The sequence below is a fragment of the Streptococcus mitis SK1080 genome, assembly GCF_000220085.1.
Lineage (GTDB): Bacteria > Bacillota > Bacilli > Lactobacillales > Streptococcaceae > Streptococcus > Streptococcus mitis_K.
Genome location: NZ_AFQV01000023.1, coordinates 103,284 through 118,045, shown reverse-complemented (window position 1 = coordinate 118,045; position 14,762 = coordinate 103,284). Strand labels below are relative to the sequence as shown.

7 protein-coding genes are annotated in these 14,762 nt (G+C 40.3%); 1 reads left to right on the top strand and 6 read right to left on the bottom strand.

Going from position 1 to position 14,762, the window contains the following annotated elements:
• Positions 1-66: 66 nt before the first annotated feature.
• Together HMPREF9957_RS13425 and HMPREF9957_RS09835 are read right to left on the bottom strand one after the other, a co-directional pair.
• Entirely contained in the window at positions 67-4,950 is a 4,884-nt protein-coding gene (locus tag HMPREF9957_RS13425; RefSeq protein ID WP_001232443.1) for a BspA family leucine-rich repeat surface protein, read from the bottom strand.
• Positions 4,951-5,469: 519 nt separating this feature from the next.
• The gene (locus tag HMPREF9957_RS09835; protein WP_000032448.1) at positions 5,470-8,166 is read right to left on the bottom strand and encodes a cation-translocating P-type ATPase; all 2,697 of its coding nucleotides are present in this window, start codon (positions 8,164-8,166) and stop codon (positions 5,470-5,472) included.
• A 306-nt stretch (positions 8,167-8,472) separates the two neighbouring features.
• Here HMPREF9957_RS09835 and mntE point away from each other — a divergent pair, with 306 nt between their 5' ends.
• Positions 8,473-9,657 (top strand): CDF family manganese efflux transporter MntE, encoded by a 1,185-nt coding sequence (gene mntE, locus HMPREF9957_RS09830; RefSeq protein WP_000813925.1) that lies wholly within the window; start codon positions 8,473-8,475, stop codon positions 9,655-9,657.
• A gap of 37 nt (positions 9,658-9,694) precedes the next feature.
• On the opposite strand, the gene HMPREF9957_RS09825 is transcribed toward mntE, so the two are convergent.
• From HMPREF9957_RS09825 to HMPREF9957_RS09810, 4 genes are all read right to left on the bottom strand, one after another.
• Positions 9,695-11,566 carry an ABC-F family ATP-binding cassette domain-containing protein gene (locus HMPREF9957_RS09825; RefSeq protein ID WP_001279106.1) on the bottom strand — a complete coding sequence of 624 codons (1,872 nt, stop codon included), beginning with the start codon at positions 11,564-11,566 and terminating at the stop codon, positions 9,695-9,697.
• The gene (locus tag HMPREF9957_RS09820; RefSeq protein ID WP_080563544.1) at positions 11,563-12,762 is read right to left on the bottom strand and encodes a CCA tRNA nucleotidyltransferase; all 1,200 of its coding nucleotides are present in this window, start codon (positions 12,760-12,762) and stop codon (positions 11,563-11,565) included. Before HMPREF9957_RS09820 ends, HMPREF9957_RS09825 begins: the two co-directional genes overlap by 4 nt.
• Positions 12,759-13,526: a 4-hydroxy-tetrahydrodipicolinate reductase gene (gene dapB, locus HMPREF9957_RS09815; protein ID WP_000027871.1), complete on the bottom strand. Its 768-nt coding sequence runs from the start codon at positions 13,524-13,526 to the stop codon at positions 12,759-12,761. The genes HMPREF9957_RS09820 and dapB overlap by 4 nt, the downstream gene beginning before the upstream one ends.
• A 387-nt stretch (positions 13,527-13,913) precedes the next feature.
• Positions 13,914-14,762, bottom strand: coding sequence for a DegV family protein (locus HMPREF9957_RS09810; protein ID WP_000762176.1), 849 nt, complete (start codon positions 14,760-14,762; stop codon positions 13,914-13,916).

Sequence of the window (14,762 nt, the reverse complement as noted above, 5' to 3'; positions counted from 1 at the left end):
AGAATATAGTTTTCATTTTGAAAATGTCAAACTCTCTTCTTGCTTCCATAATCTCTTGTCTATTGATTATTCATCTTCTTTTTTCTTTGTTGCAAATACGCCTACTCCTGATAATAGAGCTGCGATTGCTGGAAGAACTGTTCCAAATGTTGATGTACCTGTGTTTGGAAGTTCTTTTTGACTGTGTCGTTTTGAAACGTTCGCTGCTAATTTAGCATCTGTTGCATCTTCTGAAGTTTCTCCGTTTGATGCATTTGTTGCATTGTTAGCTGCTTGATCATCAGTTGCTACTGAAGCTTGGTTTAACTTGAATTCTTCTAAACGTTTCACCATTGCATCTACTTCTGCTTGACTTGCGTCTGCATTAGCAAATACTTTCTTAGCGTCTGCTAATAAGTCATTCGCTTCTTTTGCTTTTTCTGCATCAAGCTTAGCTGATTCTTTAATGATCAATTCATCTAATTGATGGATAGCACCTTCTAACTTAGCTTTATCCACTTTTGCGTCAGTGTTAGTAGCTCCGTTATTACCTCCACCATTTGATGGTACATATGGACGTTGTTTGAATGCGTCATCTCTTGGAATAGCTAATACTTGACCTTCTTTTGTAACGATCGTTACATTTCCGGCTTTATCAATATTAACAGCTACTTCTTTCTTACCATCTTTTTCGACTGTTGCTGTTGCATTACCATCTTCATCAATAGTAATTTTCACGTTAGGATCTTTTTTAGATGTGTAAACTGTGTTTCCTTTATCATCTGTAGATTTAATGTAAGCATCTAAATCGAATTCTGGAACGTTTGTGATAGCACCTAGAACTTTGAATTGGAATTTCGCTTTTTCTTCTAGAGTAATAGCCGCAAGATTTGTTACCTCTACTTTACTCAAGTCGATATCAAGATTATCCCCACCATGTTTAGATTTAGACACAGCTTCTTTATCTTTCACTAGTTGTTCATTAGAAATTGTCGCTGTAGAACCGTCTGGTAATGTTACTGTTGCGTTTCCTTGGTTGTCTACTACTACAGTTGCTCCTGGGTTGACTGCTTCAATTGCTTTCTTAACAGCTTCTTTTGCGTCTTTTGTTAAATTTTCTTTAGCTCCAACTAATGTACGAGTAACTGGTGTTTTCACTTTAGCATTTGTTGCTTCGTCAGCAAGGTTGGTAGCAGGGATTACTAAGTCTGTTGATGGGATGTTAAGAACTGTTCCGTTAGCTTTCGTTACTGTTGCGTTTCCTTTGTCGTCTACCACTACAGTTGAACCTGGGTTGACTGCTTCTACAGCTTTCTTAACAGCAGCTTTCTCTTCTGGAGTTAAGCTTTCTTTATCTGCTACTACAGTCTTAGCTGCTGGTGTGTTTGCATCGTTACCACCATTATCTTTCTTAGCATCGTCTTGGACTTTAACTAAATCTGTTGATGGGATAACTGATACATTACCGTCTTTAACTACTGCTGCTTTTCCTTTGTCATCTACTACAACTTCAGCACCTGGATTTGCTGCTTTAACTTTGTCTTCGATTGCTTTCTTCTCAGCGTCAGTTAATTTCTCAGGGTTTGCTACTTTTGTTTTTGCTGCTGGTGTAACTGCGTTGTCTTTAGCACCATTAGGTTGTGTAACTTCATCAGTAGAAACTTCAGTGATGTTACCATTCTCAGGATTTACAGTATAAACTGTAGTAGTTTTAACAACGTTATCACCTTGTTTTTTATAAGTAACTTTATCTTTTGCAGCTACTTTAACAACAGTGTTAGTCGCTGGAGTAATAACAGGTTCTTGTGGATGTTCTTCTACTGCTCCTGTATTTTCATTTACAGTATATGTTGTTGTTGTAACCTTGCTACCTTTTTGACCAGGAGTAGTGATATTTTCTGAATCTTTTTCTCTTGAATCATCTTTTTCATAAACAACTTTTGGTTCAATATCTTCAGTAACTACTTTGTCTTTAGCACCATTAGGTTGTGTAACTTCATCAGTAGAAACTTCAGTGATGTTACCATTCTCAGGATTTACAGTATAAACTGTAGTAGTTTTAACAACGTTATCACCTTGTTTTTTATAAGTAACTTTATCTTTTGCAGCTACTTTAACAACAGTGTTAGTCGCTGGAGTAATAACAGGTTCTTGTGGATGTTCTTCTACTGCTCCTGTATTTTCATTTACAGTATATGTTGTTGTTGTAACCTTGCTACCTTTTTGACCAGGAGTAGTGATATTTTCTGAATCTTTTTCTCTTGAATCATCTTTTTCATAAACAACTTTTGGTTCAATATCTTCAGTAACGATCTTATCTTTAGCACCATCTTCAGAAATAGTTTCTTTTGTTGAAGCTTCAGTTACATTTCCATTAGTCGGATCGACTACGTAAGTAGTTGTAGTTTTAACTACTTTATTACCTTCTTTGCCGTAAAACACTTTTGGTTTTGTACCAACTTCATAGACATTCTGAGTCATTGGTGTAGATGTTTCTGAAGTACTCGGATCTGAAAGATTTCCAGTCGTCTCATTAACAGTGTATGTTGTAGTTATTGTACGTAAACCATCTTGACCTTGAGTTATCAGATTGCTATAACCGCGATCTTTTTCTGTATTACCGACATAGCGATTAGTTGCCGGAATAGATTCTGTAACAACTTTCTTATTGCCTACTTTAATCACTTTTGGTTGCATTTCAGTTGTAACTCTTTCAGACTCAATAGGATTTGTTAATTCACCTGTATACGGAGCTACAGTATAAGTAGTTGTGATAGTTTTCTCACCTTTTTGACCAGCCACTTCTTGTCTAGACTCAAAAGGAATTGTCTCATCAGCACGATAAATTGTCGCTATAGGTATTTCTTCAGTTCTTGTCGTAGTATTATTCACTGGTTGCCATAATGGTTGTAAAGTAATCGTTTCACCAGGTTTAACAGCATCGCGCGTCAATAGGTTTGTTCCGTCTTTTGACCACCCTAGGAATTTATGATTTTGTTTTGGTTGACTCGGTCTTGATAATGTTGGTAATGCGGTATCACTTGGAGCTACCTTAACCGGAGTAAAGTTCTCACCTTGGAATGTCAACGTTGCATTTGATACTTCACGTACCCACGTTCCAGCAGTTGCAGTTGAGTCACCAGCGTATGCATCCGCCCAATCTGAAACCGTATACGTGTGTTCTTTATCCTCAATCTTGTGCCATTTATCGGTATATTGGTTGCCGTAGGAGTGAGTTGGCATTATCGTTCTAATCCCATCAGCTTTAAATTTATCTCCGAGTTTAAGTTCTTTAAGTTTGCCTGCACCATCGAACATAAGATCCATTCTTGTTACTTTACTTGTGTCAAAATTCGTCACATCTAAGTTAGTTAAGTTAGACATACTTCTGAACATAGAATCCATTCTTGTTACTTTACTTGTGTTAAAATTCGTCACATCTAAGTTAGTTAATTTAGACATACCAGCGAACATAACACCCATATTCGTTACTTTACTTGTGTCAAAATGAGTCACATCTAAGTTAGTTAATTTAGACATACCACTGAACATAGCACCCATATTCTCTACTTTACTTGTGTCAAAACGCGTCACATCTAAGTTAGTTAAGTTAGACATACCATAGAACATAGCACCCATATTCTCTACTTTACTTGTGTCAAAATGCGTCACATCTAAGTTAGTTAAGTTAGACAAACCATAAAACATAAAACTCAGAATCGTTACATTACTTGTGTTAAAATTCGTCACATCTAAGTTAGTTAAGTTAGACATACCATAGAACATAGAACCCATATTTGTTGCATTACTTGTGTCAAAATTCGTCACATCTAAGTTAGTTAATTTAGACAAACCATAGAACATATAACTCATATTCTTAACTTTACTTGTGTCAAAATTCATAGTATCAAAAGTTAACGGGTTGAATTTTTTATCTGTGAATTTAATATTATCATAACTATGTCTAGCAAATATAAACCTACTATTTTCAGGCGCATAAACCTTACCCGCAAAACCAACATGCTTAATTTGTTCACCATAATTATCTTTCCAAGTAGATACACCAGAATTATTCGTCAACGTATCCTTACCAACTTCTGGCTTAAACAATAGATACCCGTTTCCATATAATTCCCAAGGCACACCGTCTTCACCATGAGCAATCACGTTACCTTCTGGTTGAGGTGTTGATTCAGGCGTTCCTTCGCCTATTCTGAAACCAGTCCCTTTTACCATCTTTTTACCATTACGGCTGTCTTGGTTTTTCTTTGGTTTTACAGTTTCTTCTGCTTTCATTGATTTTAAGATAAAAGTTAGTGATTTAATTTCTTTAACTTTTGCATCTACTTCTTTTTGAGTAGCTGTTTTTGAAGCTTGTAAGTCATTTACTTCCTTGATTAATTTTTCAGCTTGTTCAATTTGTGCTTTTTGTTTTTCATTTGCACGAATACGATTCACTTCTGATTGTAACGCACTCACTTTTTCTTGTAATTCAGTCGTTTGTACTTTTGATTCTACATTATCTTTCAAACCAGTCAATACACCTTCTGTCGCAGCTTTTGATTCAGTAGCTGCTTTTGGTTCAATATTATCTTTCAAGCCAGTCGATACACCTTCAGTCACAGCTTTTGGTTCAGTTTCAACTTTTGATTCAATATTATTTTTCAAGCCAGTCGGTAAACCTTCAGTGTCAGCTTTTGGTTCAATAGCTGCTTTTGGTTCAATAGCTGCTTTTGGTTCAATATTATCTTTCAAGCCAGTAGATAAACCTTCAGCCAGTTCCGTAACACTATCATTTACCTTTTCAGTATTAGCCGTAGCAGATGATACTGGTAAAGTATCTGCCTTAACCGCACCATTTGCAAAAAACATTAATGCTGCAACTGCAACACTTGCAGCACCAAAATGGCACTTACGAATAGAATAACGGAATACCTTTTCTCCGTTCTCTTCACGATATGATTTTCTCATTTAATCGCCTCTCTTTTATTTTTATTTTAGAGCACTAAAAAATACCCCCCCTTAAATATTTTAGGAATTTAAGGAAAAGGATATGATTTTTAATTTTTGGTACCACACTTGTTTTAAAAACATAGTCCACCTTCTATTTTACACTATTCTTGTAAAAAACAATATATATGCTTACGCTATTTTTTCTAATTTAATTGCTCTGATAATTTTGTTGCCAAATTTGTTTCATCTCGTTGAGTTTCTATGACTACACAATCTCTCGTTAAATAAGTTTTCTTTGTATTTTCTTTGTGAATACAACATCTTTTCTACACATAATATGCATTTAACTTATGCACTGTATTTTCCACTTTTACCCATACGCATTTTGTGTCCCTTATGAAGTATAGTAGATTGAATATAGAACCGTACGACACGACTGCTAAAATATTTCTAGAAATTAATTTGACTTTCCTAATTGATTTGTTCATATCTTATTTCAATTTACTATAATTGATATGCTGACATCCGAAACCTCCCTTAAATCGCATTCTTATCAAAACCGAGTTTACGTTGAACAAACTTAACGATTTCGACGATAATAATCATTGAGAAGCTTCCGCCCATAACGATTCCCCATTGTGACAAGTCTAGTTTGGTTACGTGGAAGATTCCTTCAAGCGGTTCTACGACAATTGTTGCCATAAGAAGGATGAAGGATACCAAGATAGACCAGTTGAAGGTCTTAGACTTGAATGGGCCAACTGTCAAGATGGATTGGTAAACAGATTTCACATTGTAGGCATGGAAGAGCTGAATCAAACCAAGGGTTGCAAAGGCCATAGTTAGGGCATCTGCATGAATGGCATGATTGTCACCCACATGAATTGGGTAAGCAATCGCAAGACCATAAACACTCATAACAATAGCTGCTTGGAGTACACCTTGATAGATAATAGAACTCAAGACACCACCTGAGAAGAAGCTTGCCTTGCGTCCACGTGGTTTATGGTTCATGACACCAGGCTCAGCAGGTTCAACACCTAGAGCGATAGCTGGGAAGGTATCCGTTACCAAGTTGATCCACAGGAGATGAACTGGCTGTAAGACGTCCCAACCAAAGAGGGTTGATAGGAAGATGGTTAAAACTTCAGCCGTATTGGCAGAAAGTAGATACTGAATAGTCTTTTGAATATTTGAGAAGACCTTACGTCCTTCTTCCACTGCGACGATGATAGTCGCAAAGTTATCATCTGCAAGAATCATGTCAGATGCACCCTTAGAAACCTCAGTACCAGTGATTCCCATACCGATACCGATATCGGCTGTTTTCAGAGCTGGCGCATCATTGACACCATCACCTGTCATGGCAACAACTTTACCTTGTTTTTGCCAAGCCTTGACAATACGAACCTTATGTTCTGGAGACACACGGGCATAAACAGAGTATTGACCAACTACTTTTTCAAAGTCTTCATCTGACAGTTCGTTGAGTTCAGCACCAGTTAAAACGTGGCCTTCTGTATCATTTGCATCAATGATTCCCAAACGTTTGGCAATAGCTTCTGCAGTGTCTTGATGGTCACCCGTAATCATGATTGGACGAATTCCCGCTTCCTTAGCCACACGAACAGCCTCAGCAGCTTCAGGACGTTCAGGATCAATCATCCCAATCAAACCAGTAAAGATTAAATCATTTTCAAGCTCTTCAGAAGTCAGGTCTTCTGGAATGCTGTCAATAATCTTATAAGCACCTGCAAGGACACGCAAGGCTTGGTGAGCCATTTCAGAGTTGTTTGTCTGAATGAGGTTTGTAACCTTCTCATCAATCGGAGCAATATCCCCAGCCTTATCACGAAGAACACAACGTTTCAAAAGTTGGTCTGGCGCACCTTTGACTGCTACAAGGAAACGACCATCTAGCAACGGGTGAACCGTTGACATAAGCTTACGATCAGAGTCAAATGGCAACTCAGCTACACGAGGATATTTCTCTAAGAAACCTTTAACATCATAACCCTTGTCCAAGGCATATTGGATGAAGGCTGTTTCGGTTGGGTCACCAATCAAGTTACCTTCCACATCGATTTTGGTATCATTGGCCAAGACAACTGAACGAAGAAGGGGCATTTCAAGACCTAGTTCAATGTCATCAGCTGAGTCATGTAGGACTGCATCGTAGAAGACTTTTTCGACTGTCATCTTGTTCATAGTCAGCGTACCAGTCTTATCAGAAGCAATGATTTCAGTTGAACCAAGTGTTTCTACTGCTGGCAACTTCCGAACGATAGAGTTTCGTTTGGCTAAAACTTGAGTACCAAGGGCAAGAACGATGGTTACGATAGCAGGAAGCCCTTCTGGGATAGCTGCAACGGCAAGCGCAACAGAGGTCATCAACTCACCAAGTGGATTTTTCCCTTGAATGAAGACACCCACTACAAAAGTAACAAGGGCAATGACCAAGATTGCATAGGTCAAGACCTTAGAAAGGTTGTTCAAGTTTTGTTTGAGTGGTGTATCTGTCTCATCAGCATCTTGAAGCATGCCAGCAATATGACCAACTTCCGTGTACATACCTGTATTGACAACAACACCAAGACCACGACCATAAGTCACATTTGAGTTTTGAAAGGCCATGTTGACACGGTCACCAATACCAGCATCTGCAGCAAGTTCAACTGTCAAGTCTTTTTCGACTGGCACAGACTCACCTGTCAAGGCTGCTTCTTCAATTTTAAGAGAGTTGGCTTCTAGTAAACGTAGGTCTGCAGGTACTACGTCGCCAGCTTCAAGGGCAACAATATCACCTGGTACCAATCCTTTAGAATCAATCTCAGCCATATGACCATCACGAAGAACTCGGGCAGCTGGACTTGACATGGATTTGAGGGCTTCGATTGCTTCTTCTGCTTTCCCTTCTTGGTAAACACCAAAGGCAGCGTTGATGATTACCACGGCTAAGATGATAATGGCATCTGCGATATCTTCCCCACCAGAAGTCACGACTGACAAGATAGCTGCCGCAACTAGGATGATAATCATCAAATCCTTAAATTGCTCGATGAATTTGACCAGGATTGATCGTTTCTCGCCTTCTTCGAGTTCATTGTGGCCAAATTCGGCAAGGCGCTTTTCCGCCTCACTTGATGACAAACCTTGCTCGGTCGCATCCACAGCCTGCAAGACCTCTTCAGGACTCTGAGTGTAAAACGCTTGGCGTTTTTGTTCTTTTGACATGTGTCTCCTCCTTGACATTGTGTGCAAAACAGACTCTCTTTTCCTCATCGTATATTTTCACGACAAACAAAAAGAGACCTGTTAATCATAACAAGTCTCGCTGTTTAAGATAGTGCCGGAAAGCATACTTTTCAGTATAAAATTCGGAATGACGACACTATCACAGGTTTCTGCCAGCTACTCCCTTGAGTAGTTCTATTATACCAAATTTTGAAAATTTTTCAAAGAGTAAAAAATGCCTTATTTGAATTTTCCCTTGAAAACCAGTATAATGGTAGAATGCTATATGACTAGAAAGGAAGTTGAATGAAGCAATCTATCTCAAATCTCAAGTTAGCTGAGCGTGGGGCCATTATCAGCATTTCGACCTATTTGATCTTGTCTGCAGCGAAATTAGCAACTGGACACCTCCTCCATTCATCCAGTTTGGTGGCAGATGGTTTTAACAACGTATCCGATATCATCGGAAATATTGCCCTCTTGATCGGCATTCGGATGGCACGCCAGCCTGCAGACCGTGACCACCGTTTTGGTCACTGGAAGATTGAAGATTTGGCTAGTTTAATCACTTCCATCATCATGTTCTATGTTGGTTTCGATGTACTAAGAGATACCATTCAGAAGATTCTCAGTCGTGAAGAAACGGTCATTGATCCTCTTGGTGCAACTCTAGGAATTATGTCTGCAGCAATCATGTTTGTGGTCTATCTCTACAATACTCGTCTCAGTAAGAAATCCAACTCCAAGGCACTGAAGGCTGCCGCCAAGGACAATCTTTCTGATGCTGTCACCTCACTTGGTACTACCATTGCCATCCTAGCCAGCAGTTTCAATTATCCCATTGTGGATAAACTGGTTGCTATCATCATCACTTTCTTTATCTTGAAAACTGCCTATGATATCTTCATCGAGTCTTCCTTTAGTCTATCAGATGGCTTCGACGACCGCCTGCTTGAGGATTATCAAAATGCCATCATGGAAATTCCCAAGATCAGCAAGGTTAAGTCTCAAAGAGGTCGTACTTACGGTAGCAATATCTACCTTGATATTACGCTAGAAATGAATCCTGACTTGTCGGTTTATGAGAGCCACGAGATTGCGGATCAAGTTGAGTCTATGCTAGAAGAACGATTTGGTGTATTTGATACCGATGTCCATATAGAACCGGCACCTATCCCTGAGGATGAAATTTTAGATAATGTCTATAAAAAATTGCTTATGCGTGAACAATTGATTGACCAGGGAAATCAACTGGAAGAACTCTTGGCTGATGATTTTGTCTATATTCGCCAGGATGGAGAGCAGATGGATAAAGAGGCTTATAAAGCCGAAAAAGAGTTGAATTCAGCTATCAAGGATATTCAGATCACTTCCATCAGTCAGAAGACCAAACTCATCTCCTATGAGTTAGATGGTATCATCCATACCAGTATCTGGCGTCGCCACGAAACCTGGCAAAATATCTTTCACCAAGAAACAAAAAAAGAATAGAGAAATCCTGTCCATGAGACGGGATTTTTCTATTCTTCTAGCTATCAAAGTCACTTAGATATTCATAGCGTTCGTATTTTTCAAGGAGTGCTTCGTTCTTCTCATCTAGTTCTTTTTGGAGAGTAGCCAGCTTACCAAAGTCGGAGCCGTTGGCCTGCATCTCCTCTTCAATAGCAGAGATACGATCTTCCAAGGCTTCAATATCACCTTCAATACTTGCCCACTCCTGCTTTTCTTGGTAAGTCATGCGTTTCTTGTCTTCTCTGACTTTGACCACTTTTTCCTTTTCGGCTTTTTGCACTTGATTGGCCATCTCTGTTTCAAAGACTTTTTCATCAAGATAATCGGTATAATGACCAAAGAAAGGACGAATCTTGCCATCCTCAAAAGCGAGAATCTTGGTCGCTACCTTATCCAAAAAATAGCGATCATGGCTAACTGTCAAGACAGGACCTGCAAAGCTCTGCAAGAAATTCTCCAAAACTGTCAAGGTTGCAATATCCAAATCATTTGTTGGCTCGTCCAAAAGGAGAACATTTGGTTTTTCCAAGAGCAGTTTGAGGAGATAAAGACGTTTTTTCTCTCCCCCAGACAATTTCTCAATCAAGGTTCCATGTGTCGAACGTGGGAAAAGGAACTGCTCCAGCAGCTCTGCAATCGAAGTCGTAGAACCACCGCTGGTCTTGACCTCTTCTGCCACTTCCTGCAAGTAATTGATCACTCGCTTACTTTCATCCAAGCCCTCAATTTGCTGAGAGAAATAGGCGATGCGAACAGTTTCCCCTATGACAACTTGACCTGCTGTCGGCTCAAGACTTCCTGCAATCAAGTTAAGGAGAGTTGATTTCCCAACACCGTTGTCCCCAACAATTCCAATACGATCTTTGGCCTGCACCAAGAGATTAAAATCTTGCAAAATAGGCTTGTTTTCATAAGCAAAGGAAACATCCTGAAACTCGATAACTTTCTTCCCAATCCGACTGGTTTCAAAGTTCATGGTCAAGTCTGTCTCAGCAGTACTGCCTGAAACCTCTTTCTTCAAGTCATGGAAACGATTGATACGAGCCTGCTGCTTGGTCGCACGCGCCTGCGGTTGTCTGCGCATCCAGGCCAATTCTTGCTTATAAAGTTGTTCCTTTTTATGGAGAAGGGCTGCATCGCGCTCATCCTGTTCCGCCTTAAGGCGAACATAGTCCTGATAATTTCCCTGGTACTCGGTCAATCCTGCTCGGTCCAATTCGAAAATCCGAGTTGACAAAGCGTCTAGGAAATAACGGTCGTGAGTAATAAAAAGGACGGTCTTCTTAGAATTTTTTAAAAAGAGGGTCAGCCACTCAATAGTCGCAATATCCAGATGGTTGGTCGGCTCATCCAGTAGCAAAAGGTCGTGATTACCAAGAAGAACTTGCGCCAACTGGACTCGTCTTCTCAGACCACCTGACAATTCCCCAACAGGAGTAGATAAGTCCTGAATACCCAGCTTGCTGAGAACCGTCTTGACCTGACTCTCGATTTCCCAAGCTTGGAGAGAATCCATTTCAACCATGACACGTTCCAAACGCGCCTGCTTCTCCTCACTGTAGTTGAGCATGATCAATTCGTACTCACGAATGAGCTGGATTTCCTTGAGGTCGCTAGATAGAACCGTATCCAATACCGTCTTGTTATCATCAAAATCAGGATCTTGGGTCAAGTAACCAATCTGGTAATCATTCTTAGCTGAAAAGGGACTGACATCCCCATCAAAGCCAGAAACACCAGAAAGAACATCTAAAAGTGTAGTCTTCCCTGTTCCATTGACACCAATCAGACCAATTCTGTCTAGGTCATGGATAATAAAGGAAATATCCTTAAAAACGGTCTTGTCACCAACGGATTTACTTAGTTTTTCAACGATAAAATCACTCATTTTTTCTCCCTCAGATAAGCATGGATGGCTTGACGGTCATTTTCCAATTCTCCATCGACAATGGCATATTCAATCTCTGTTAAAATCTCTCCCAAGTCTGGGCCCGGCTGATAACCATATTCCTTGATCAAAATACCACCGTTGATTTGGATTTCTTTCTTGTCATGAATGGTCAAACTCTGATAGGTTTCTGTGATGGCTTGTGGGTTGACTGGTTTCCCTTGAGCCTGACGAAGATTTTCAGCCTGTAAAAGTAAATCCAAGTCAAAGCGGTAACAATCGCGCTTGCTCAATTCTCTCTTTTCACGCAGAGCCAAAATAATCAGCAAATCCTGTACCTGCTTGGCAAACTGACGTGAGGTCTTCCAAGCTTTCAAAAATGGCTGCGCATTTTCAATCTCCAAAGCCCACAGTAGAGCCGCCCAGGCTTGTTCAGAGGATTCAAAGGTGAAATTAGACTCCAAATCAAACAATCTGTTGAGCTTGTCCTGGCTAGCTGCCATATCAGGGAGATAGTCATAAGCTTGACTCTCAATCATGGAAGCCAAGCCCCTTCTCCAAAATGGAGCCAGCAAGAGTTTATCAAACTCAACAAAAGTACGCTCTACAGAAATTTTCTCCAAAAGTGGCGTCAAGGTCTTCATAGCTTTAAATGTTTCTGACTCAAGCTCAAAGCCAAGACTGGCCTGAAAACGGAAACCACGCATAATCCGTAGAGCATCTTCGTTGAAACGCTCACTAGCTACACCAACCGCCCGCAAAACTTGATTTTCCAAATCTTCTAAACCACGGAACAAGTCAATGATTTCCCCTGTCTCGTCCAAGGCAAAGGCATTGACTGTGAAATCACGGCGCTTGAGGTCTTCTTCTAGCGAACGCACAAAGGAAACCGCACTGGGTCTTCGATAGTCCACATAGACATCTTCTGTCCGAAAAGTGGTTACCTCATACTCCTCATCCCCATCTAAGACCAAGACGGTTCCATGCTCGATTCCGATATCGGCTGTTCGCGGAAAAACCTGCTTGGTCTCCTCTGGATAAGAAGACGTCGCAATATCCACATCATGGATAGGACGATTGAGGAGAGCATCTCGAACAGAACCCCCAACAAAATAGGCTTCAAAACCTGCTTCTTTAATTTTTTCTAATACTGGTAAAGCCTTCTGAAATTCAGAAGGCATTTGCGTTAATCTCATAATAAGTGTTCTAATCCATAGACAAGCTCATGACGCTTGACAACTTCTTTAATTCCCAAATTCACCCCTGTCATGAAGGAGCTACGATCATAGGAGTCATGACGGAGGGTCAATCCTTCTCCCTGATTGCCAAAGATGACTTCCTGATGGGCTACCAAGCCTGGCAAACGAACTGAGTGAATACGCATGCCATCAAAGTCAGCACCACGGGCACCTGCAATCAATTCTTCTTCATCAGGCGCACCTTGCTGGGTAGACTCTCGAACTTCTGCCATTAACTCAGCTGTTTTAATAGCTGTTCCACTCGGGGCATCCTTTTTCTTGTCATGATGGAGCTCGATAATCTCCACATTTGGGAAATGTTTGGCAGCCTGCTTTGCAAATTGCATGAGTAAAACAGCACCCAAGGCAAAGTTAGGAGCAATCAAGCCACCCAAATTTTGTTCAAGAGAAAATGCTTTTAGCTCTGCAATTTCTTCACTTGTGAAACCAGTCGTTCCAACTACTGGAGCAAAGCTATTTTCAAGAGCAAAACGTGTATTTTCATAGGCAACAGTTGGAGTAGTAAAATCTACCCAGACATCCGCTTTAAAGCCTGCTAAATCAGCCTTATCCTTGAAAACAGGAATACCCTGCCATTCTGACTCAGACTCAAAAGGATCCAAAACTGCTACCAAGTCCAAGTCTGGATCAGCCAAGACCATCTGACAAGCAGCTTGGCCCATCTTTCCCTTAAAACCAGCAATAATTACTCGAATACTCATCTCTACTCCTGTCTAAGATACAAAGGACGTTAGCTGCCCATGAAAAATAGGGAATGGCGCTGACTTTCCACGAAAGGCAAGACAGGCATCTTTTTTCATGAGGCAGGTAGTCCGTGTTCAATTGCTAAGATACAAAGCCTGTAGGAACACAAAGTGAAAATAGGAGTTTTGATCAAGAAGTGTCTACTCCTTGGAAAATCTATCTTTTTCACACAGGGTTCCAGGCGTGTTCAATTATCAAGATACAAAGGACGTTAGCTGCACATGAAAATAGGGAATGACGCTGACTTTCCACAAAAGGCCAGACAGGCATCTTTTTTCATGAGGCAGATAGTCCGTGTTCAATTGCTAAGATACAAGGCATCTTAACTAGTCTAGAAGTGCCAACTAAATTACTGGAATATAACCCAGGGCAATGCTTCCTGATCCTAGGTGTGTCCCAATGACACTACCAAATGTAGCTAGTGAAATATCCGTACCCACTCCAGATTCAAGCAAGTGTTGACGCAACTCTTCAGCCTTTTCAGGAGCATTCCCATGAATGACAATGACCCGATATTGGCCTGAAGCCGTTGTTTCCTTGATAATTTCAATTAAGCGCTTGGTTGCTTTCTTTTCAGTACGAACTTTTTCGTAAACTTCAATCACACCTTGGTCATTGAAATAGAGGATTGGCTTAATGCTAAGCAGATTACCCAAAATCGCAGCCCCATTTGAAAGACGTCCACCTTTCACCAAATGATCCAAATCATCTACCATGATAAAGGCTGACGTACGACTGATTTGAATGGCTAGCTTATCCTGAATGCTGGCAAAATCATCGCCCTGGTCACGCCAATTAAAGACGCTTTCAACCATGATACCTAGAGGAGCACTTGTAATCAAAGTGTCTGGAAAAGCAATGGTTAAGCCCTCATATTCATCTATCATATACTGGATATTTTGGTAAAAACCTGAAATTCCAGAAGATAGGAAAAGCCCCAAAGCATGGGTATAACCTTGTTCTTTGAGCGAAGTTAAGATTTCATCTAACTTGGCAATACTTGGTTGACTAGTCTTAGGCAATTCAGAAGCCTGAGCCATTTTTGGGTAAAATTCCTCAGCAGTCAGATTGATACCTTCGACATACTCCTCACCATCAATATTGACAGGAATATCCAAGACATACAAATCTTCTCTTTGCAAGGTCTCTGCACTGAGATAGGCAGAAGAATCTGTGATAACAGCTAGTTTCAT

Bases quoted from the DNA above. Each gene is read 5' to 3' on its own strand.
- dapB (WP_000027871.1), bottom strand. From the start codon at position 13,526: ATGAGTATTCGAGTAATTATTGCTGGTTTTAAGGGAAAGATGGGCCAA.
- HMPREF9957_RS09810 (WP_000762176.1), bottom strand. From the start codon at position 14,762: ATGAAACTAGCTGTTATCACAGATTCTTCTGCCTATCTCAGTGCAGAG.
- HMPREF9957_RS09835 (WP_000032448.1), bottom strand. From the start codon at position 8,166: ATGTCAAAAGAACAAAAACGCCAAGCGTTTTACACTCAGAGTCCTGAA.
- HMPREF9957_RS09825 (WP_001279106.1), bottom strand. From the start codon at position 11,566: ATGAGTGATTTTATCGTTGAAAAACTAAGTAAATCCGTTGGTGACAAG.
- HMPREF9957_RS09820 (WP_080563544.1), bottom strand. From the start codon at position 12,762: ATGAGATTAACGCAAATGCCTTCTGAATTTCAGAAGGCTTTACCAGTA.
- mntE (WP_000813925.1), top strand. From the start codon at position 8,473: ATGAAGCAATCTATCTCAAATCTCAAGTTAGCTGAGCGTGGGGCCATT.
- HMPREF9957_RS13425 (WP_001232443.1), bottom strand. From the start codon at position 4,950: ATGAGAAAATCATATCGTGAAGAGAACGGAGAAAAGGTATTCCGTTAT.